At 39.8% G+C, this 22,369-nt stretch carries 19 protein-coding genes; 7 read left to right on the plus strand and 12 right to left on the minus strand.

What is annotated here, in order from left to right:
- Window positions 1-5: 5 nt before the first annotated feature.
- Together LV83_RS03410 and LV83_RS03415 are read right to left on the minus strand one after the other, a co-directional pair.
- The gene (locus tag LV83_RS03410) at window positions 6-833 is read right to left on the minus strand and encodes an N-acetylmuramidase domain-containing protein (protein WP_111610140.1); all 828 of its coding nucleotides are present in this window, start codon (window positions 831-833) and stop codon (window positions 6-8) included.
- Window positions 834-909: 76 nt separating this feature from the next.
- On the minus strand, window positions 910-2,304 hold the full coding sequence (locus LV83_RS03415) for a DEAD/DEAH box helicase (RefSeq protein ID WP_111610141.1): 1,395 nt from the start codon (window positions 2,302-2,304) through the stop codon (window positions 910-912).
- A gap of 320 nt (window positions 2,305-2,624) precedes the next feature.
- Here LV83_RS03415 and LV83_RS03420 point away from each other — a divergent pair, with 320 nt between their 5' ends.
- The 3 genes from LV83_RS03420 to LV83_RS03430 are packed head-to-tail and all read left to right on the plus strand — an operon-like array spanning window position 2,625 to window position 5,701.
- Complete coding sequence (locus LV83_RS03420) at window positions 2,625-4,493, plus strand: gamma-glutamyltransferase family protein (RefSeq protein ID WP_111610142.1); 1,869 nt, start codon at window positions 2,625-2,627, stop codon at window positions 4,491-4,493.
- A gap of 34 nt (window positions 4,494-4,527) precedes the next feature.
- Window positions 4,528-5,181, plus strand: coding sequence for an SGNH/GDSL hydrolase family protein (locus LV83_RS03425; RefSeq protein ID WP_111610143.1), 654 nt, complete (start codon window positions 4,528-4,530; stop codon window positions 5,179-5,181).
- 31 nt (window positions 5,182-5,212) lie between these two features.
- Window positions 5,213-5,701: a GyrI-like domain-containing protein gene (locus LV83_RS03430; RefSeq protein ID WP_111610144.1), complete on the plus strand. Its 489-nt coding sequence runs from the start codon at window positions 5,213-5,215 to the stop codon at window positions 5,699-5,701.
- Between the two features lie 66 nt (window positions 5,702-5,767).
- Here LV83_RS03430 and LV83_RS03435 read toward each other — a convergent pair whose 3' ends face one another.
- From LV83_RS03435 to LV83_RS03460, 5 genes are all read right to left on the minus strand, one after another.
- Window positions 5,768-6,112 (minus strand): hypothetical protein, encoded by a 345-nt coding sequence (locus LV83_RS03435; RefSeq protein WP_111610145.1) that lies wholly within the window; start codon window positions 6,110-6,112, stop codon window positions 5,768-5,770.
- 181 nt (window positions 6,113-6,293) lie between these two features.
- A complete protein-coding gene (locus LV83_RS03440; protein ID WP_111610146.1) occupies window positions 6,294-7,961 on the minus strand; it encodes a DUF6909 family protein in 1,668 nt (555 codons plus the stop codon).
- 219 nt (window positions 7,962-8,180) lie between these two features.
- On the minus strand, window positions 8,181-8,759 hold the full coding sequence (gene msrA / locus LV83_RS03450; protein ID WP_111610513.1) for a peptide-methionine (S)-S-oxide reductase MsrA: 579 nt from the start codon (window positions 8,757-8,759) through the stop codon (window positions 8,181-8,183).
- A 42-nt stretch (window positions 8,760-8,801) separates the two neighbouring features.
- Window positions 8,802-9,047, minus strand: coding sequence for a hypothetical protein (locus LV83_RS03455; RefSeq protein WP_111610148.1), 246 nt, complete (start codon window positions 9,045-9,047; stop codon window positions 8,802-8,804).
- A 9-nt stretch (window positions 9,048-9,056) separates the two neighbouring features.
- On the minus strand, window positions 9,057-9,662 hold the full coding sequence (locus LV83_RS03460) for a class I SAM-dependent methyltransferase (protein ID WP_317046649.1): 606 nt from the start codon (window positions 9,660-9,662) through the stop codon (window positions 9,057-9,059).
- A 17-nt stretch (window positions 9,663-9,679) separates the two neighbouring features.
- Between LV83_RS03460 and LV83_RS03465 the strand changes: the two genes are divergently transcribed.
- A complete protein-coding gene (locus LV83_RS03465; RefSeq protein WP_111610149.1) occupies window positions 9,680-11,686 on the plus strand; it encodes an LTA synthase family protein in 2,007 nt (668 codons plus the stop codon).
- Here LV83_RS03465 and LV83_RS03470 read toward each other — a convergent pair whose 3' ends face one another.
- Genes LV83_RS03470 through LV83_RS03490 form a run of 5 tightly spaced genes read right to left on the minus strand, consistent with a single transcriptional unit; the run spans window position 11,687 to window position 17,492 of the window.
- On the minus strand, window positions 11,687-12,877 hold the full coding sequence (locus LV83_RS03470) for a hypothetical protein (protein ID WP_111610150.1): 1,191 nt from the start codon (window positions 12,875-12,877) through the stop codon (window positions 11,687-11,689). It lies immediately after the preceding gene.
- Window positions 12,877-14,106 (minus strand): YaiO family outer membrane beta-barrel protein, encoded by a 1,230-nt coding sequence (locus LV83_RS03475; protein WP_111610151.1) that lies wholly within the window; start codon window positions 14,104-14,106, stop codon window positions 12,877-12,879. The genes LV83_RS03470 and LV83_RS03475 overlap by 1 nt, the downstream gene beginning before the upstream one ends.
- A gap of 4 nt (window positions 14,107-14,110) precedes the next feature.
- A complete protein-coding gene (locus LV83_RS03480; protein WP_245946986.1) occupies window positions 14,111-15,547 on the minus strand; it encodes a glycosyltransferase family 2 protein in 1,437 nt (478 codons plus the stop codon).
- Window positions 15,548-15,566: 19 nt separating this feature from the next.
- Window positions 15,567-17,081: a HEAT repeat domain-containing protein gene (locus tag LV83_RS03485; protein ID WP_146613681.1), complete on the minus strand. Its 1,515-nt coding sequence runs from the start codon at window positions 17,079-17,081 to the stop codon at window positions 15,567-15,569.
- Between the two features lie 48 nt (window positions 17,082-17,129).
- The gene (locus tag LV83_RS03490; RefSeq protein WP_111610154.1) at window positions 17,130-17,492 is read right to left on the minus strand and encodes a response regulator transcription factor; all 363 of its coding nucleotides are present in this window, start codon (window positions 17,490-17,492) and stop codon (window positions 17,130-17,132) included.
- Between the two features lie 318 nt (window positions 17,493-17,810).
- On the opposite strand from LV83_RS03490, the gene LV83_RS03495 reads away from it, so the two are divergent.
- From LV83_RS03495 to LV83_RS03505, 3 genes are all read left to right on the plus strand, one after another.
- The gene (locus LV83_RS03495; RefSeq protein ID WP_245946987.1) at window positions 17,811-19,502 is read left to right on the plus strand and encodes an amidohydrolase family protein; all 1,692 of its coding nucleotides are present in this window, start codon (window positions 17,811-17,813) and stop codon (window positions 19,500-19,502) included.
- Window positions 19,503-19,506: 4 nt separating this feature from the next.
- Window positions 19,507-20,892 carry an amidohydrolase family protein gene (locus LV83_RS03500; protein WP_111610155.1) on the plus strand — a complete coding sequence of 462 codons (1,386 nt, stop codon included), beginning with the start codon at window positions 19,507-19,509 and terminating at the stop codon, window positions 20,890-20,892.
- 105 nt (window positions 20,893-20,997) lie between these two features.
- Complete coding sequence (locus LV83_RS03505) at window positions 20,998-22,299, plus strand: amidohydrolase family protein (protein ID WP_111610156.1); 1,302 nt, start codon at window positions 20,998-21,000, stop codon at window positions 22,297-22,299.
- Window positions 22,300-22,369: the final 70 nt, after the last annotated feature.

A 22,369-nucleotide genomic window follows, 5' to 3' on the forward strand; every position in this document is an offset into this window, starting at 1 on the left:
AGCGTTTAATCTTTTAAAAATTTCAAATAGGCTTTAGCCATCTTTTCATCATACTTATTGGTAGCATATGCTGGGCCATTGTAGCATTTAGCGAATTTCGCCCAATTCTTAGCCTGCAAATGCTCTAAACAACCATTCTTTAAAATATATCGTCCAAAAACTTCTAGGTGATTCCGCTCATGGATGTACATTTCATCAACAAATTGCTGAACAGAAGGGTAACCCAACGGAATAGCATGAAATCCCATTACTTGGTAACTCCCCCAAGATGCTGAGGCTAATGCAGCCTCTCTAAATCGTGGTTCTGAAGATATGCTTGCTGCCTGTTCTAAACGCTCATACTCTCTTGGCCCACCTAAGTAGTGCTTTCTAGTAAAGCTTTTATAAAGGACATTTTGATTTGTATCGTTGGCAAAATCTTCTGGGTTTATTCCCCTTGCTTTCAATTGCCTCCAAAAAATATGGCCTTCAAATAAAATCTTTGGCCTTCCATCTATGAAAAATCCTTTCCCTGAGCTTTCAACCTCATTTACTGCCTTTACGGCTGCGAGATCGACCTGATACCTTTTTGAGAAATCTACCAGATCCTGCTCACCGAGAAATATGCCACCAAAAACTTCGGCTGGCTTCGTTTTGTCAAAAAGCATGGTCCATGTTTTGATTCCTACTTCCCCATCAACTACAAGTTGATTTTTACTCTGGAAATCCTTGACAGCTAAATCTGTCTCAACACCAAAATAACCGGAAGAAGGAGCGTCATAACCTAACTTTCTTAAGAGTTCCTGTAAAAATGATACAGAGGAACCTCTTGATTTGAGTTTTATGTATTGCATTACGATACGATTTAAAAATAAAAAGTACTTCAAGTTAATTGAAGTACTTCATAATCGCAATGACTTAATTAATAGCTTATTCTGGATCTATCACATTTTTCCGGTTTCCAAATTTACCTGGCTTGGCTGGTTTTGGTTCAGTAGCAGTCTTTGGTTCCGCCAGTTTTTTAGATTCCGCAGGTTTGGAACTTGCTTCAACCGGCGCTCCAGGATTAGTGTTTTCTCTCCTTGGAAATGGCTTTCTTTTATTCCCAGAACCTGATTTCTTGTTCTTATTAAATCCTGACTTTTTCTTTGACCCGAAGTCAGATTTGCTTTTAGAAGCAGTTCCAGTGTAGCTTGGACCAGCTTCAAATCCCTCTGGAAGTGGATTTTGAGTGACTTTCATGCCGATCAACTTCTCGATATTATCGAATTTGTACTGATCCTTAGGATTGACAAAAGTAATTGCCTCGCCCTCCATATCTGCTCTAGCCGTACGCCCTACTCTATGAACATAGTCCTCAGGATCGGAAGGCGTATCGTAATTAATGACCAATTCGATTCCAACTACATCAATACCACGGGAAATAATATCCGTACCAATAAGAATTTTAACAGACTTATTTTTGAAAGCAGACATGATTTTCTCACGCTCGACTTGCTCGAGGTCTGAGTGGAATGCTTCTATTTCAAATTGCTTTCTGAGCACTTTGTAAAGTGACTTTACCTTATCCTTGGTCGAAGCAAAAATGATTACAGCTTCGTAAGCTTTTTGAGAAAGTATGTTTCTGACCAATTCCTCCTTCTGTGTATCGTACACAGAGTACATGGATTGAGTCACACCTTTTGCTGTTTTGCCAATGGCGATAGATATTTCTGCAGGATTATTCAGAAACTTCATGCTAAACTGCCTGATCTTTGGAGGCATGGTTGCTGAGAAAAGTACTGTCTGCCGATCTTTAGGAAGGTAATTGACGATCTTAAGAATATCATCTGAGAATCCCATATCCATCATACGATCTGCTTCATCCAGAATCAAATGCTCCAGCGTAGAAAGATCTATTTTCCCCCCAGCCAGCAAAGCTATCAGACGCCCTGGAGTAGCCACGATGATTTCTGCACCAGTTTCAAGGGCTTTCTTTTGCTGCTCCCAGACGATGCCGTCTCCACCACCATAAATCGGTATTGAGCTTATTCCCAAGAAATAAGAAAAACCCTGAATCTGCTGATCGATCTGAATAGCAAGCTCACGGGTTGGTGCCAATATCAACGTATTTAATGTAGTGGTTCCATCCTTACTGATCTTGTTAAGAATCGGTAAGATAAATGCTGCGGTCTTACCAGTCCCAGTCTGGGCGCAGGCGATAAGATCTTTATTTTCCATGATGACCGGAATGGCCATTTCTTGGATTGGTGTTGGTTTTTCAAAACCCATTGCATCCAGTCCTTCTTGGAGCGAGGTTTCGAAATTAAATGATGAGAAGTCCAAATTGAGTGATTGTAGTATTATAAAAAGGAGGCGCTTTCGTTTACGCCTCTTCAAATATAGCCCCTAATTGTACAGAAACACAAATAGTTGGCTTTTAGAAAGTGCTAATATCGAATTCAATCCAAGTTTAAAGGATTTGATCTGGCTTCAATCTATCAATTAAGCTATATTGAAAATTATCCTGAATCTTCATTTGGTTTTAATTCAGAAACCGAAATGATTACTTTCTACTTCATATTTTAGTTTAGCCAACACACTCAATTTCAAAGATGATTTAAATCCATACACGATTTAGATCTTGTAATCAAATCACTTTTTCTATGAAAAAAATATATCTAATCACATTGCTATTACTGAGTATGAACTCCTTTGGCCAAGGTTTACCAGGCTTGGGAGCTGGAACTACCCCAACCAATAAGCCCATACTTCATGGAAAAAACTGGGTAGCGATTACTGGAAAACCACTAGGGGCAACTGCCGGAGCTACTATTTTTCAACAAGGTGGAAATGCCGTAGATGCTGCCTGCGCGATGATTGCAGCCACTTCAACTATGTGGGATGTGCTTTCTTGGGGTGGAGAAACTCAGGCATTGATATACAACCCAAATACGAAAAAGGTAATTGCAATCAATGCATTGGGATATGCTCCCACTGGAGCTACAGTTGAGTTTTATAAATCTCAGGGGATGGATTACCCACCTCAATATGGACCACTGGCAGCCACTACTCCTGGAACTCCCGGCGGTATAATGACCATGCTTGCAGAATATGGCACCATGAGTCTAGAGCAGGTCCTCAAACCTTCTATGGAACTTGCTAAAGGATATCCTATCGAAGCACAAACTGCTAATGCGATGGAATCTCAGAAAGCTCGAATCAAAGAATGGCCTTATTCAACAAAGATTTTCCTCCCTCATTTAGGGGAAGAAAGGGAGGCTCCAGAAGTGGGCGAGATCTTCATTCAAGATGATTTACTCCAAACACTATCCAAATTGGTAGAAGCTGAAAAGAAAGCTTTGAAAGAGGGAAAACCCAGAAAAGAAGCAATCTATGCAGCATATGACAGGTTTTACAGAGGTGATATTGCAAAGGAAATTGTAAGAGGAACACGGGAACAAGGTGGACTTTTTACGGAAGCCGACTTGGCTAATTGGAAAGTGAAAATTGAAGAGCCACTGCACATCAATTACAAGGGAATTGATGTTTACAAATTGCAAGAGTGGACTCAGGGTCCTGTGTTGCTTCAATCTTTGAATATTCTGGAGAATTTTGACCTTAAGTCTATGGGATACAATTCCGCCAATTACATCCATACAGTTTATCAAGCAATGAATTTGGCTTTTGCAGACCGAGATTTTTATTATGGGGATCCAGCTTATGTTGAATCTCCAATGAAAGGGTTACTCTCGAAAGAATACGCGAAAGAACGATCCAAATTAATAGGAGAAGTAAACGATCCAAAAATCACAGCTGGTGACCCCTATCCTTTTCAAGGTGGAACTAATCCCTACCTGGATATTCTAAACAAGAATCAAGAGGCCATGGCTTCGCTTACTCCAGATCAGTTCAATTCGACTCTTGACGAACATTTTATCTCTGGCTTTCAAAGCGGTACTACTTCTGTGGAAACTGCAGACGCTGAAGGCTGGGTAGTGTCTGTCACTCCAAGTGGCGGTTGGATTCCTGCGGTAGTTGCAGGCAATACAGGAGTAGGCTTGTCACAGCGAATGCAAAGTTTCGTCTTGGATGAAAAACTCAGCCCATACAATCTTCCCGAGCCAGGAAAAAGGCCCAGAGTAACACTCACTCCAAGTTTAGCAATGAAGGATGGGAAGCCTTTGCTTGCATTTGCAGTGCAAGGCGGAGACTCCCAAGATCAGAATCTTTTGCAGCTTTTCTTGAATATTGTGGAATTCGATATGAATGTTCAGGAAGCTACAGAAGCAGCAAACTTCAATTCTTATCAAATGCAAAGCTCCTTTGGAGATCATGAATCGCGTCCAGGAGCTATGGTTGTGAGAGAAGATACACCAACTTGGTTACGAAAAGAATTAGCAGAAAAAGGCTATAACATAGAACTTTGGAACAAGACTTCCGGACCAGTCAACGCGATATGGTTTGACTGGAAGCATGGAACCTTCTGGGGAGGGAGTAGTGATTATGGAGATGATTACGGGATAGCCTGGTAGCTAATCAATTGAAAAGCCTAAATATTCTAAAAGAATGAACAAAAGTATTCTATCCTACGCCTTACTGATTTTACTTTGCTTAACTGCGTTTAGGGTAAAACAGCCTAATATTTTGATTATTGGAGATTCTATTTCTATAGGGTATACGCCATTTGTAATAGATCATTTCAAAGGGAAAGCAACAGTCACCCACAATCCTGGCAATGCTCAGCACACTGGAACTGGGCTGGAAAAAATAGATGAATGGCTTGGGAATGAAGAGTGGGAGATTGTACAGTTTAATTGGGGTTTGTGGGACCTTGCCTACAGACATATTGATGCAAAACCCTATGGTAACCGAGATAAGGTCAATGGGACAGTTACTTATTCGGTGGAGGAATATGCTAAAAATCTGGACTCGCTGGTGACCCAGATCAAATCAAAAACCGATGCCAAATTGGTTTTTGTGACTACCACTTATGTTCCAGAAGAAGAAGCTGGCAGATTTACAACTGATCCAGAAAAATACAATACTGCTGCGATCTCCGTGATGAAAAAACATGATGTACTAATCAATGACATCTATCAAAAGTCAAAAAAGATTCACAAGAATCATGGAATAGGTTCAAATGATGTGCATTATAAAAAAAAGGGATATAAGTTATTGGGGGAAAATATTAGTAGCTTTTTAGAAAAACAGCTGGAGTAACTATTCACCTAAACACTTTGAAAATTTTAAGATGGCACCAACTATTAAAAATCTTCCTGAAACATTACTCATAGGTAAAAAAGTGAGAATGAACTTCTTGAACAACAGAACTCAAGAGCTTTGGAAATCTTTTATGCCTAGAAAAAAAGAGATTTTGAATAGTATAGGCGATGATCTGTATTCTGTAGAAGTATATGATTCCCTCTCCTATTTCGATACTTTTTCTCCTGCAAATGAGTTCGATAAATGGGCTGCCGTGAAGGTAGAGGATGGTAAATCTCCACCAGAGGATATGGAAAAGCTGACTATTCCCTCCGGTCTTTATGCAGTATTCCTATTTAAGGGAAAAGCTAGTGAAGCTCCCGCTATGTATCAATATATTTTGGGCACCTGGATGCCAAGTTCAGAATACCAATTGGATCATCGACCTCATTTTGCTGTGATGGGAGAAAAACACAAGAATAATGACCCGGATTCCGAGGAGGAGTTTTGGATTCCGATAAAATCTAAAAGTGATTGATGAAAAAGAGTGCCCAAGGATCATTTCTGGGCACTTTATAGCTTTTGGCTACATTATATTATTCGATTAGCTTGATTCCTTAAATCCCAAATCCAGCATCTTGCTTTTCTGATCTTTTGGAACTGCCACATTAAAACGCTTTCCAGTAGTGCAAAAACATGCATAGCAACCTTGCACTACACCATCTCCCGTAATCGATAATACTTTTGCTCTCTTCACTCCTTCTACCTTCAGGTAATCTTCGATGGCATTCTCCGTTTCTGCATTAGATGTGTTTGAGTTTGTGTTCCATGGATCAGCACAACCAGTTTGATCCCAGTAGAATTCTATCCAGCCAATCGGCACATTATCCTCCTGACAACTTTGGAGAAATAGAAGAAGTAGTACCGGAAGTGCTAAATAGTATTTCATTGAAAGGATTTATAAAAAGACGATAGAGTAAGACTAGATGCTACAAATCATCCGAAGCATTTCCTCTAAGAGTCATTGCATCCTCATGGTCTGTATCTCCACAGACCCTTTTTAATCACAAAAAAAACAATTTTTGCTCGCGTTCTCTGTGCCACCCTCCGCGACTTTTGGGTTTCCCAATTTACCCAAAAAGCTTCTCCAAGATCTTGTATGTAATCAAATAGGTAGGCCTCACTCCTTCCATTCCCAGAGCTCCTGAAGCAAGCGTACTTCCAGTCTCCAATGGATTGTCTGAAGCGTAGTAAGCGTAAAGTACTTTCACATTGGAGCGAATGGATTTACGGATTTTGGATGCCGACTGAATGGCCTTTTGGTAGTGGGCACCTTCCATTTCAAGACCAACTGCTTTCCATGAAGATTCCATAAAGTAGGTTAGGATGTCTTTATTCTGAAGAGAAGTACCCAAAACCGAAATCATAGGCCCTTCATATACGCCCAGTCCAAAACCTTCAAAATCTGCTTTCTTCAGTTCATTTTTGAAAGGATAGTTATCTGCAGTTCCTTCAAATACGTGTGCATTTGGAATCATTAAGTCGCCTTTGCCACCGTATAAAATTCCAGCTTTTCCCATAATAGAGGTAGAAACTATGTCGAGAGGAATTTGCTTTCCATCTTTATTATATGGCTTAAGCAACTCATCAAAGCATTCATACGCTTGCTCACCAAACGCGTAATCCATCACCACAAACACTGGTCGCTTTGAATGCTCTTTTGGCAACTTCACTCCAGGGATTAATTCATCTTTCTCCAAAAGTGCAGTATCTATGATCTGCGCGCCAATGTTGGTCCCTGACTCATCGGGCAGATTGATAAACCCATGATTTGCAGCATATTTATCAATGGCTTGACCTTTATTGTTTTTGGCTTTGACAGAGATATCCATTACCACCTTTTCAAGTGATTCGTAGTTCTTCAGACCTAGCAATTGAGGAGCGTAGATTGTATTCACAACCGAGTGAAGGTTGGCAGAAATAATGTGGATAGGACGCTTCAGTAAATTGTGCTCATCCAAGGCAATTTTTATTCTTCTTGCCCACATTTCTCCATACACGTGATGGCCGATTCGCTCTCTAAGCGTAGTGGAAAATGAAATCTCGCGGTCCAGATTTTTGGTTGCTTCCTCCTGTGCTAGTTTTCCCATGTGATAAACAATGGAAAATAGGCTATTGGAATTATTGCTTTTCTCAAATTTATCTACAGCCTGAATCGTCTCTTCGTAAGTTCTACCGATCAGGTGACTTAAGTATGCAGAAGCTGCTTCCTTCTCAAACTCCTCACCTGCCGCTTCCTTTTGTACAAACTCTTCGAGCATCAGCCAATTGGTAGAAATTTTCCCTTTAGGATCTGTGCTATTGTTATAGATTTTGTTTGACTCTATGTATAAAAATGTCAAGTGAGTCAAAATATCGTAGATATCAGAACGGCCTCTGGTCATCTCCACATACATGATGTGCTCATCTAGTCGGTAGCAATTTCTCTTTCGCTTGGCCGGAACAATCGCCTCTAGTTTTGAAGTTTCATAGCCTTCCCGGCTAATAAGACGTACAAACCGACACTCTTCAATGCCTCTTGGAAGTCGCTCCATGACGTAAAGCAAACCATCCAATTCGATTTTTTCATTGTCCGTAACCAATCCGTAGATCTCAGGACTCAACACGCGTAATGCATCAACAAGACTTTCACCAGATACTCCCATTGGTTTATAACTACCTCTGGTAAAAAGGTGTCTCATCGTAATATACAATCGCTCGATCGCAGCTCTGGATTCGTGTGCTCTAGTTCTCTTCATAAATGCAAGTGGGTTTTGCAAGGCAAAAGTACTAAATACTATTTTATGATTATCCGCAATGATGCCAGTAGCCTTAGATTCTTTGCTTGGTTGGCTGGAAGACCCCTGCCCGAACTACAGGCGGGGATGACCGAAGACCGAAGCGGCCTCAAAGCTAGGGTATACCATCTATTAAGTCGCTTTTATCTATTTACTGGTAACAAAGAGGATATACATATACTATTTTAAGCGTTCTGCAAAAAATTCTTTCAGCTTATTCACTTTTGGAAGAATTACGAATTGACAGTAAAGTTGAGTACCGTTTTGGTTGAAATAATCTTGGTATCGATCTTCCGCTGGATAAAAGTTAGCATAGGCTGTGATCTCTGTTACTATTGGCCTTTCAAACACATTAGACATATTTAATTGGGCTTTTAAAGTTAATGCTAACTTTTGTTGTTCAGGATTGTGGTAGAAAATAGAAGATCTGTACTGTGGGCCTGCATCAGCTCCTTGTCTGTTGAGAGTTGTGGGATTATGTGTAGCCCAAAAAATCTCCAAAAGTTGAGTTAAGCTTATTACTTCGGGATCAAAGTAAACCTGAATTACTTCTGCATGCCCCGTGGTTCCACTACCAATTTGCTCATAACTAGGGTTCTCTATATATCCTCCTGAATATCCTGAGACTACTTTCTCAACTCCATTAATTCGTTGAAAAACTGCTTCTATACACCAAAAGCAACCAGCACCCAAGGTAATCAGGTCCAATCCTTTAGGAATATGCACTTCAGTTTTTGGTAATTCTAAGACTACATCCATAGCTTTTTGCACATCTTGAATATCCAACTCGGGAGAATCTTCTTAAGTTTTGCTTGGAGATGAGAGCTCTAGAGATTTCGACTTTAAGAAATTGAAATCAGTAGCCTCCTCAACTGAAGTAATCGCCACAAGCCCTTCTTGCTGTAGTGCTATTGCAGTAGTATTTACCTCTTCGAGAAAGAGCTCCCAATCTTCAGGGTACATTTGCATGACAACTTCAGCCGTGCTGAATATTTCTCCTTTATTTCGCTGGAGCTTATCTAAAATGGCTGTTCTAAGAACTTCCATGACTAGGGTTTAGCTACATACCATCACAAATGCTGGCGGAAGGTTTTTTAAAGTAAAACTTAAACTAACTTTATCAAAGTGCTTTTTAAAAAGATTTTTCAACAGATAGGAATAGCATATCTGTATAAAATAGCCGCTTTGATTCAATGCAATTTTGGAGTTGGAAAGAATAGCGTCTTTCACTTCTGGTGGAATAAAACTAAAAGGTAATGAGGATAAAATATAATCTACTTTCCTTCCTTCTAAGTAGTCGGCTATGTTTTCAGCAGAATCATTAATAATGCGGACATTTTGCTGAGGAAACATCTTCTCCATAGATTCGCAAAAAGATTTACTGATCTCAAAAACTAAAAGTTCTGAACCTGGGTCCATTCGATCTACTATCCCCTGTGTAATGCTTCCGTCCCCGCCTCCAAGTTCCACAATTAGTTTAGCACCTTGCAGATTGGTATGCGATAACATTTTATTAACTAATGCCTTTGAGCTGAAAGTTACCGCTCCTGTTGTGCTTAAGTTGCTGTATAATTCCAACAACAAATCCGATTTACCCATATAATCTTTGATTCTCTCCTTGAAGATACCTGATTTTGCCCTATCTTTTGAGTCTTCACCCATAAAATTGTCGCGTAAATATGGCCCAAAAGGCTGAAATTCGATCTAACCTTCCTGTAAAAATTCAAACAACTCTCAGTAATTTCTGGAGTATGTCCCTGATTTTCTCAACTTTAATGCTCTTGTTGAGAGTCGCAGAATTACTTTTAATTTTCCAGACTCATCCCATCCGAATCAGTTTTCGTGCTGTCATAGGTTATAGTTTTTATGAGGATATCACTTGGATTCTATATTTTCTGGGCTTGCTTTTTATTTTCCACATAACTAATAGTTTATTTTCAGTTAAGTTTGCTAAATGGTTTACCAGATTCTGGCTAGTAATTGCATTACTCGTTCAAGCTTCCTTACTTTTCTATTTCAACAAAACTTTTGTCCCGCTCGGAAAGGATCTTTTTGCCTATAATGTAAATGATATTATTCTAACTGTACAATCTTCAGGTCAACTCAACGTCATGAGTATAGGAAGTGGAATTCTAGTCATTTTTATCCTTTTCTACATTTTTCATTTCTCCAATAAATACCTGAATTTCAGCTTAAAGACATCAATCTCATTTACAATTAGCACCTACTGGTTTGTCATTTTATTTTATTTCATTCCCATTAACGACCCTGAAAAATTTGACGAAACTAAAGCCAATATTCAGCTCAACAAATCAAAATATCTGTCGGAGCAAGCATTTGACTACTTCGCCTATACCAATGAATATTATTTCGATTTCTACCTGAGATCTTCCAATGAAGGTTTATTCATTAGAAAGGAATATACAGATCCGGTTTACCCATTTCTTCATCAGGCAGACTACCCAGATGTATTAAGCCCTTATTTTGACAGTCTGTTCACTGCCCCAGACATCGTGTTTGTCCTGATAGAAAGTTTGGGTAAAGCCTACTCAGGCAAAGATGCTTATTTGGGGAGTTTTACGCCCTTTCTAGATTCACTGGAGGCTCACAGTCTGGTTTGGACTAATGCAATTTCATCAACTGGAAGGACTTTTGGTATTTTACCGGGTGTTTTTGCCGGACTTCCTTATGGGGAAAGAGGTTTTCAGGAGTTATTTGAAGACTTCCCGAATCACAGGAGCTTGATTAGTATTCTAAATGATAATGGCTACGAATCAACTTTCACCATTGGTAGTGATGTGAACTTTGATCACCAAAAGGAATTCTTGGAATTTTCTGATGTCACTCAAATCATAGATATAGATGATTTTGATCCAAAATACAGTAAAATGCCTCCTGCAAATGGTTTCACATGGGGTTATGGTGACAAGGAAATTTTCAACAATGGGCTTAACTACTTCCCTAGATCAAGTGAAAAACCACAATTAGGAATATTCCAGACTATCACCTCCCACGATCCATATTTAGTCCCTGAGAGGGAGTTGTATTCTCGGAAATTTGAAGATCATCTGGAAAACTACCTGAACCTGACAGAAGCTAAGAAGGCAGAATACCGAGATTATCAGAATATCTACATGACCATTCTTTATGCAGATGACGCCGTAAAAGATTTTATTACCACCTACAGCGAGAAGCCCGAATTTGCCAATACCATATTTGTATTCACCGGGGATCACCGCTTACCAGACATCCCGATGGCATCTAGACTGGATCGCTTTCACGTGCCCCTGATTATCTATTCTCCGCTGATCAACAAGCCCACCTATTTTAAAGGAATGATAAGTCACTTTGAAATCACCCCTTCTTTATTAGCGTTTTTACAGGCACAAGTTGGCATAGAACTTCCTCAGGAAGACATTTGGTTGGGACAGGTTATGGATACTTCCAGAGTATTCCAATCTCAAATAGCAATGCCTTTGATGCGAAACAAAAATCAGCTGATGGAGTATGTGGATGGTGAATATTTTCTGTCGGATAATCAGCTGTTTGTAATTTCTGATGGCCTGAACATCGATCCCATTGAAGATCAAAACATCAAAAATAAATTAACTGGACAATTTGAAGACTTCAAAAACAAAAACAACTATATAGTCCAAACCAGAAAGCTTTTACCTACTGATAATTAACTAGTTTCGATCTTGTTTTCTATAGGTTTTTTCTAAAACCTGAGACAATAGAGGATAATAATAATTCCAATAAAAGCTCTGTCGATCATTAAAATTTGACAAAATATGAAAGCCTCGCCAGAGACTTGGTAAGCCTTGGAAGTGAGCAGAGCCCATTTGAGTTCCCAAATCCGAAAAGTCACCGGAAAAATAATAATACTGTCCTTTTCCCTCATCACGGACTACTGCGGCAGGGAAAAACCTTGGAAGCCCCATTTCCCGCAACTTTTCGTTACCTAAATCAGAAGGATCTATATCGTAATAAGAAATCACCTGATAATCACGCTCGATCAATACCACATCAAACCAATCAGGATACGGTACAACTTCCGGTAGCTTGAATCCGTGTTTGTTGATTTTTTGTGTGCGGATCTTTGGCGTTTCACCAAAATAATCTACCCCATTGGTAAATACTTCCACAGTTCCATTTTCATGGACAAAAACAATCCCTGGACCTGGAGAAACCCAGTTTCCTTCATGTTGCTCCAGGTATTGACTGATAAACCATTTGGGGATATTCTTATTGATCGTAGTATCCATCTGATCAAAATACCTCCCTATCCAACCTGTCCATTTGATTCCCATCAAATTCTCAAACTCAGTTCTTATACCCAGTGGTGTAGGTGAAGCCATCGTGTTGAATTCTGCAATAATAGTTTTCTTTTGAGAAGCTGCCTCACGCAGTAAGTTAATGTCTCCTCGATTCAGTCCGCCGTAAATCTTCTTAGATAACTCATCAGGGTCCATTTTAATAAAATCGTTTTCAAATACGCCATACGTATCCGTATAAAAGAGAACATCAAGTTCATTGGCTTTCTTTACTATTTCTTTTTCAGACAGTTGCGTAAAGTCTTTAAAAGTCCCAAATGAAGAGGAGGTATCAGGGTAAAACCCAATATAATCTCGTTCCTTATCGTAAAATTCTCCTGCCGAATTCCTGAATTTCAAATGCTCTAAAGCCCAGAAAATTGATTGATGCTCTTGATAACGGTCGTTGGGCACTGTTTTATCAATAACCAAAACCTCCAAGTCTTTAGAGGGATAAATAAGCCAAAATAAATAGCTAAATAAGGGTACTACAATCAAAACAAACAGGATAGGAAATATCCTTCTTAGTGAGATTATGGATTCTTGAGTAAATAGCTTTTTCATTAAAACCTATATTCAACTCCCAATGAAAAATTCAAATTGTTTCTAAATCGATCTGGTCCCAATTCATCGCGGCTATACCCCGTGAATGCATATACCATAAAGCGATCTGTCAACAACTGCTGGTATCCGGCTCTTGCTCTATATGAATTCAAAAGTTGGGTTGGATCACGGGTTTCCTCATCCGGAGAAACCCCAGAACTCAACTGCAGAGAGAAAAAATCCTCACCAGTTTTGAAATAATACCGAGCCTGCAAGTTCGCAGAAGTTCCCAAGCTATTTCCAGTACCAGGAATTAAATTCGCACGGAGATTGAACCACCAATTGCCAGTATATTTTCCGAGGGAAGCGGTATAGATGTAAGTAGGCTCTGCAAATTGTAAGTATCGAAATCCACCATCTACCTCCCATGCTTTCGGAAGATTGAAATAAACTGAAGCTCCTAATCGAAAATCAGGAAAAAAACTTGCGTTTGAACCGCCTACATTAAGATATGCATAAGCTTTTTTACCCAAAGAAGGATAAGCATCTAATTCAAAAAGCGTCCCGTTGCCATCAAATCGTGATGATTGTGTCACTCTCCCTATTAGCGTTCCCGTCAACTTAGTCCTGGTCCTTGCATAAAAAGAAAAGGTATTCCATGGAGTAAGCTCACCTTCAAAAGAGTCATAATCGTAGGTGGCCCCTACCGCATTATTTCTTCTCAGACGCTGCAAGTTTTGCATGTACTCTAGCAAGTTATCATTCTTATATTTCTTCTTAAAAAGCTCTTCTGCTATCTGATAGGCAGCGTTATAATCTTCTCGATAGTATAGCAATCTGGATTCTCTGTACCGGATTGCATTTGGTAGCGGTGTACCTAAGTTTTCTCTGGCTTTAGCCAGAACTGCGTCTGCCCGATCATATTGCTCTGCCCAGGATAAATTATCTAAATATGCTACATATCCATCTTCATAGGCTGGGGAAGCTAGTATCGCACGCTCCAAATAAATAGATGCTGAATCGTTTTTACCTTCCCAGGCAAAGCTTCTACCTACTAAAATTAGAATATCCGCATACTCAGGATATTTGGACAGCGCTCTAAATGCAATCTTTCTACCTTCTGCATATTTTCCATCCAAAATCAAGGCTCTGGCATCCACAAGCAATACGTCTGGGTCAAATGAATCCTGAGCCTTGAGACTTATTGAGAATACCAGGAAAGAAAACAAAAGAATAAGGGCTTTTTGCATACGGTTAAGAATTTAAGGTAGTTGGCTCTATATTCTTTTTGTCTTCGGACTTTTTAAAGCCAGTACGGATCATTTGACCCCAGCCACCTTTTCCTTTTATAAAATCCCAATGTCCGCCTAATCCCCAATAAACGATCTTCGGGTGAATAAACATCGGCTCTAGAAAAACGGTCATAATCAGCTTATTGAGATCCTTTTTATCCTTGTAATTATTATATGAAAGCTGCTCATACAAGATGCTGAAGGAGGATACCAATATGGACAGCAAATACAACACTATAAATAATGCGATGAAGTAAAAAGCAGAGAAATCACCGATTATAATAAGAACCAAGGTGTAGAGTAATCCAAGTAATTCCAGTACTGGAGCCATTTTTTCAAACACACTCCAATAGGGATACGACATCATTCCCATAATCTTATAACTTGGATTCAATCGGATTACCCGGTGAAGTTGTAAGGTTTCGATCGTACCCCGCATCCAGCGATTTCGCTGTCGGGAAAGTACTGCCCCATCTTCTGGAACTTCCGTCCAGCAAAGCGGGTCGGGTACAAAACCGACTTTATATGGGATATTTCTCTCCTCCATATAGCGACGCATGCGTACCACCAATTCCATGTCTTCACCTACGGTCTTTGGGAAATACCCGCCTACTTCCACGACCAATTCTCTATTAAAAAATCCAAAAGCTCCAGAGATAAGCATCAAGCCATTCACTCGGGCCCAGGCCATTCTCCCCATCAAAAATGCTCGACAATATTCTATTACCTGAAACCTTCCCAAAAGCGAGGTTGGAACTCTATATGTAGTTACGGTGCCATCTTGGACATCACAGTTATTAGCTATCCCAATAGCTCCACCCACGGCGATGACTTTCCTATTTGTCTCTTCCATAAATGGCCTGACCATTCGCGTCAATGACTCATGGGAAAGGATACAATCCACATCGATACATGCCAGTATTTCCTTGGATGAGACATTAATACCGGCATTCAGCGCATCTGCTTTTCCACCATTTTCTTTGTCTATGACCACTAGTCTGTTATATGAACGATTTTTGGATTTATAAATCCCTCTAACTGGTGCTGCATCAATTTCTTCGTTATACGCAAAATCAGTGATTTCCAATTCGAATGCACTGATGAGCTTTGACAGGGTATCATCTTTAGATCCATCGTTGATGATAATCACCTCAAACTTACCATAATGAAGAGAAAGCAAACTTTTTACGTTTTGAACTATATTCTCCGCTTCATTATATGCTGGTGCCAAAATCGATACACTAGGGGCAATCGGCGAAGTAATAATATCCTGATAATCAGCAAATTGATTTTTTCTTCGATGATCCCTCATTTCAAGTGCGCTGAGAACCATAATCAGTATGTAGGTAGTGATTACAGAGAAGCTAAGGAGTAAAAACATAACTCCTAGCACTTCCATTATCAGATAAAATAAAAAACTATACATCTATCAAAAGAGGGTCTGAAAGGTGACTATTGATGGTTTGGGTATCTAGGGCAGAATCTCGATTTACGAAATCGGTGTAGAGGGCCGAATCTAAACTTTGCAGGCTTTTCAGCAAGGTCATTTTTAGTCTGAAGCTAGGATTGCCAGCTAATAATTCCAAAATAATCTTAGCAGACTGCTCATCACCTATAGTCCCTGCAGCCTTTGCAGCCATGATGACTAATTGTGTGTTTTCTGACCTCAGGCTTGAGTTGACCAACTCAGTATGACTTGGCACACCCAAATATTCGAATGTTTTGATGATCTCAATCTTTTCTACTTCGGTAACACCATCAAACTTTTCCTCCAACTTAGCAAGTAAATCTACCCGGCCAATTACTCGAACTAGCTTATATCCAAATAACCTGATACTTTGATTTTTAGAGTCAAATAAGTTCTCAATATTTAACTCTCTATTGCTAGACAAATACTTTATGATCCGTAAATAATTCATTTGCTGCCAACGGGAAAGGGGAAAAGCCTGATCCCTGAGGAAAGAAAGATTGATATCTTCTGATAGGGTTAATACAGTCGCTACAGCCTGGGAACGAATGTGGAAATTTGGAGAATTGACATGCTTCTGAACCTCTTTTATTGCCTCACCCAAATCCATCTCATTCACTTCCACCAAACCAGTCACCACCTTGTCCCATTTAGAGCTTTTCAGTTTATCCATAGTGGCCTTATCTAACTGAAGCCTTTTATAAAGAGCCTTCAGTTTCAATTTAAAGTCCCCTTTCATCTTCTTATTTAGAGCCAAAATACGCTCCACAAGAACCTGGTTGTAAAGCGGTTTTTTCAGCTGTTTTGCTGGGAAACTTTGGTAAAGTTCTTCATCGCTGAGTGACTCTAACTCTTCAAGGCTTTTTTCAAAAAGTATTTCAGAAAGCGGACCCACCACCTGCTCATCGTAAACGGTCAACAATACTTCCTTCCTATTTCTCCTGGCTTTGAAAATCAGCATAAAGAGGATCATCAAAAATGCAAAAACGAAAAAGAGGGAAATTATGACAGAAATCGCAAATATTTTAAAATCACCAAAATAGGCTGATGTACCTGATAACGTAGGGGAATAACGCTCTTTATTTGCTAAGGAAATCACGTCTTTCCCGTTCACATTAGTTGGTGTTTTTGCTATAATATCACCGTTACGTAGCAGGTTTGATACAAATTCTAAGGCTGCAGGGAAAGTGTTTTGCTCTTTGTAAATCAAAAATTGAATAGCAGCAGAAACTGAATCAGACTGCAAAAGACTATCCTTTCTGGCCAAGGCTGAAGTGTATTCAGAGATCAGACCAATTTTGGTATCTGTTGCTGTTAAGCTGTCCACAGGAGTACCATCAGTTGCATCTATCAACCGAAACTCCAAACCAGGAATTTCACCCTGATTGATTAAAAATTGGACAAATGAAGCAGAATCGGGCAGTATTTGCTCTTCCTGGCCTAGCACCTTGTTGGTTTGGGCCATTAAAAAAAGTAAGAACGCAAGTACTATGGCTCTTTTACCTTTCATGAATTATAATCTGAGAATCCGTTTAACACGAATAGCAAGCTCATTCGGGTTAAATGGCTTAGGAATGAAATCTGCTACACCCAAATTGAATGCTTCCAGAACAACTTTTTCCTCTTCGCCAAGAGAGCTTAACACTATTATAGGGGTTTGCGGTTTAGTTTTAATTGCATGATGGATGATCTCAATTCCATTTTTGAAAGGTATCATTACGTCAGTAATAATTAGGTCGAGGATTTCACTATCTATTGCAGCAATACCAGCATTGCCATCTTTTACCAATACCGTATCGTAACCATCCTTTTTTAAGCGAAACTGAACTAAGCTAGAAATAAGTAAATCATCCTCAATTATCAGGATTTTTTTCATTTTTTTTCGGGTGATGCTAGGGTCAAATATAAGATCTTAAGTGTAAAACAATAGCGAATTAACCAGTCAAATAAATCTTCTTAAGTAAGGATGTTTCTTGAGGATTTAAAATAGCATTTCAAATCCAATTTCTTGCCATTGATCAAATAATAGGGAGTCAAAAATAATTCCAAAAGGATTCTGAAATCCCTTTTATTAGCTTGCTTTCAGAAAAACAACCATCAACCTGTAGGGATTTGACCTTATTCAACCTTTGATAAATAGCTTATTATTGAATGTGTCAATCACCCTCATTTTCTTAAAAATCAAATCAATCATATGAAAAAACCACTACTGTATGCAGGTGTTTTTTGCTTCATGGTTTCTGGATTGCTTTCTTCTACTTTGGCACTTGCCCAAAGTGATCCCTCGGGAAAGAAACCAATCACTGATACTTATGCAATAACAAATGCAACCGTCTTCACATCTCCTGGACAAGCTGGTGTAAAAACCACAGTTCTTATAAAAAACGGACTGATCCAAGGTGTCGGCAATAATCTCGCTCTACCTAAAGAAGCCAAAACGATTGCTGGAGATTCACTTTTCATTTATCCAGGATTTATAGCTGGTGCAAGTGATGTAGGTATTACCCGACCAAAAGATCCTGAAAGGCCAGATGACTTTGTGTCTTCCAATCCATCTGACGAAATCGCAGGTATTACGCCTTGGAGATCTGCAGTTGATCAATTTTCTATCAAGGATAGTAAAGTTGATGACCTGAGAAAAGTCGGATTTACTATTGTTCAGATTTCTCCTGAAGGCGGAATGATAGCCGGAAAAACTGCAATTGTATTATTAGGATCTGAAAACTCAACTAATATCCTGAAGGAAAATACAGCGCTGGCTGCCAATTTTAGAGGTTCCAGAGGAATGTATCCTGGTACTGCAGTTGGCGTCATGGCTAAATTCCGAGAAGTGTATGATAACACCATGCTCACTTCAGAAAGATCTCAGAAGTATAGTACGGTGGCTGGTTTGAAGCGCCCTGAGATCACGCCTACTTACAGTGCAATGCAAGAAGTAACCACAGGCCAAATTCCGGTTATGTTTACTACTTCTTCAGATTTGGAAATCAGAAGAGCAATCAGCCTTCAAAAAGAAAAAGGTTTCAAGTTAGTTTTAACTGGTTTGGAAGAATACGAAGGCGTGCTTGATGTAATAAAAGCTTCTGGAGCAGCAGTATTAGTAAAACTGGAAATTCCTGATGACAAAGCTATCAAAGCTCAGAAAGACGATGCGACAGCCGAAGTAAAGGAGTTGAATGCCCGAGTGAAAAAAGCATATGATGACGCCATTGCTCAAGCAGGGAAGTTGGAAGAAGCTGGAATTCCATTCGCATTCTCTATCGTAGGTGTAAAATCTGGTGACATCATGAAAGCACTTCAAAAGATGATCGCTAGCGGCCTTTCTGAAAAAGCTGCACTAGCCGCTTTGACTACAAACCCTGCTTCAATCCTAGGGTTGACAAAGGTGGCTGGCTCAATTGAAAAAGGGAAAATGGCAAATTTGATTTTGAGTACCGATTCTCTTTTCACTGAAGATGCTCAAATAAAGCACATAGTAGTAGATGGCATTATCTACGACTATGAAACAAAAGCAAAAAAGAAAGCTGCAAAAGATGGCAATGGAGCAATGAAAATCGAGGGTACTTGGGAATATACTTCTGAAAGCCCTGCTGGATCTTCAGGCGGTATTCTTGTCATTAAAAAAGATGGTTCAGACTATTCTGGAACCATCACGTATGACGATCCTTCTGGAGCTGGTAAGGCAACTTCAGATATCAAAAATGTAAATTTGAATGGAAGCTCCTTGTCTTTTTCATTTGATGTCACTGCCAGTGGCATGGACATTACAGTAGATGTATCCGGCGAAGTAAGCGAAGGCAGCTATGACGCCACTATGACAGTCGGCGAGTTTGGATCATTTCCATTCAAAGGCACACTCACTCCAACTCTAATCGCAAACAAGTAATCAGATGAAAAAAGTAAATTATTTTCTTGCTGCACTGTTGGGTCTGAGTATTCAGTTTGCTTCAGCTCAAGTGAAAAAAGGCAGTGTATTGATAAAAAATGCAACCGTATTGACGGTTACAGAGGGAACACTTGAAAATTCAGATGTTCTAGTTCAGGATGGTATTATCAAAAAGGTAGGTCAAAATCTAAATGCTCCTAATGGAGTGACGACCATTGATGCTACTGGAAAATACCTCATGCCAGGTATCATAGATGCTCACTCGCATTTAGGTTTGGATGTAGTCAACGAAGCTACTTCCCCTATTGTAGCTGAGGTGAGAATGAAAGATATGGTGAATCCATTTGAAGTTGGAATTTATCGTGCCCTTGCCGGCGGTGTCACTATTTCCCATGCAATGCACGGATCTGCCAATGTCATTGGTGGGCAAAATGCTACTTTGAAACATAGATGGGGATCTACAGATCCAGCAGATATCATCATGCAGGAAGCACCACGTACCATCAAATTCGCTTTGGGTGAAAATCCTACCCGAGTTCATGGTAGAGGAAATGGCATCCAGCCGCGGACTAGAATGGGTGTAGAAGCGATCCTTAGAAATGGTTTTAACGAAGCGATTCAATACAAAAAAGAATGGGCTGAATATAATGCAGCGGCATCCCAGAAGGGAAACACTGCTCTTTCGCCAGTTCATAATGAAAGACTAGAAATCCTTTCTGACATTCTTGACGGCAAGATCATCATCCATTGTCACTCCTATCGTGCTGATGAGATATATATGCTTATCAACGTGGCCAGAGATTTTGGAATCACTAAGCTGGTTTTCCAGCATACCAATGAAGGATTCAAAGTGGCACCAGAAATTGCTGAATATACCATGGGAGCATCTGTCTTTGCTGACTGGTGGGCATATAAGTTTGAGGTTTACTACTCTACCGCTTACAATGCAGCTATTCTAACTGAAAATGGTGCAATCACTTCAATCAACTCTGATGATGCTGAATTGATCCGTCACTTATATCATGAAGCTGCGAAAACACAGCGCTATGGTGGAATGACTGATGAGCAGGCGCTATCTATGATTACAATCAATCCAGCAAAACAATTAGGGATTGCTGATAAAGTAGGATCTATAGAAGAAGGTAAGCAGGCGGATTTGGTGATCTTTGAAGGTCATCCTCTTTCCTCTTATGCGGTACCGCAAATGACCTTTGTGGATGGTGTGAAATATTTCGACATCAAGGAAGATGCAGATGATCAGCGTATGAAAATCAGTGCTACCGAAATGGTGGAGCCAGTTATGATTTATGAAGGTCATGACAGCAGATGTATGCAGGATACAGAGAGTCTTTTCGAGACTACAGAATCACTTTTCCTTTTAAATCAATAATCACCCGTAATCAAAGAAGACATGAAATGAGCAAACTAGAGATAAGGGAGTTATAATTTTATCTAATAGCGAATTCCATGTGGCCAATATAAAATGTTATAACACATGAAAAGATTAACTAAAACCTTTTTCGCCTTCCTCTTAGCCCTATTGCCAGTAATGGCGATGGCACAGATCGACGGGGAATTTATCAAACCAAGACCAGGTAAGTTCTTGTTGCAAAATGCTACGGTAGTTACCATTACCAAAGGTGTTTTGAACAATACTTCTGTGCTGATAGAAGATGGAAAAATTAAAGAAGTGGGAGCTAATATTTCTGCAGATGGAGCTGAAGTAATTGACTGCACTGGAAAATTTATTTATCCAGGTATGATCGACGGTGGTACCAAACTTGGTTTGGTGGAAGTGAGCTCAGTCCCTGAGACTGTAGATTATGCTGAGATCGGTAATTTCTCTCCTAATATGCAGGCTTTGACTGCAGTGAATCCAAACTCTGTTGCAATTCCAGTGACTAGAGTATCTGGCGTAACTACAGTGCTTACAGTGCCAGCAGGAGGCTTGTTTCCAGGCACTGCTGCTTTGATCAATCTTAATGGCTACACTCCAGACCAGATGTATGCAGGATTCAAAGGAATCGTAATGAACTTCCCCAACTCTGGCCGTAGAGGTAGATTTGACCGTAGGTCTGATGAGGATATCAAGAAGGCAAACGAGAAAGCACTGAAAGATGCGAATGACCTTTGGGATAATGCAAAGAGCTATAATAAGCTTATAGCAGATGGTGCAAAATTAGACTATTACCCTGAAATGGCTCAGCTGGCTAAAGCAACCACCGGTGAACTTCCACTTTTGATTGAAGTAAATGCCGCTTCTGATATCCTGGCTGCTATCAAATGGGTAGAAGGAAAAGGTGCTAAAGTCATTTTTACAGGTGTTTCTGAAGGCTGGAGAGTTGCTGATTCTATCGCAACTGCCAAAATACCTGTGATCACAGGTCCAATCCAAGCACTTCCTACCCGTGAATCTGACCGTTACGATACGCCCTATGCTAACGCAGGTAAAATGGCCAAAGCGGGCGTAAAAGTAGCCATCAGAACAGATGACCAAGAGAACGTAAGAAACTTGCCTTTCTTCGCTGCATTTGCAGCAGCTTATGGCATGGGCAAAGATGAAGCTTGGAAAGCAGTTACGATTAATCCTGCTGAGATCTTTGGCTTAGCAGATCAGTATGGTTCTGTAGAAGCTGGCAAAGTAGCCAACTTGATCGTGGCAGATGGGGATCCATTTGAGACCAAAACGAATGTCATGCACGTATTTATCGAAGGCTATAGAATGCCTCTTTCAAACCGTCAAATCAGACTGTACCAAGAGTTCCTAGATCGTTCTCCTGGTTTGAAAGTGAATTAATCGGTAGAATTTTATCAAATTAAACCACAAGGAGAGTTCAGATATTGGGCTTTGCTTGTGGTTTTCTTTT

Source organism: Algoriphagus yeomjeoni (assembly GCF_003259505.1).
Classification (GTDB): domain Bacteria; phylum Bacteroidota; class Bacteroidia; order Cytophagales; family Cyclobacteriaceae; genus Algoriphagus; species Algoriphagus yeomjeoni.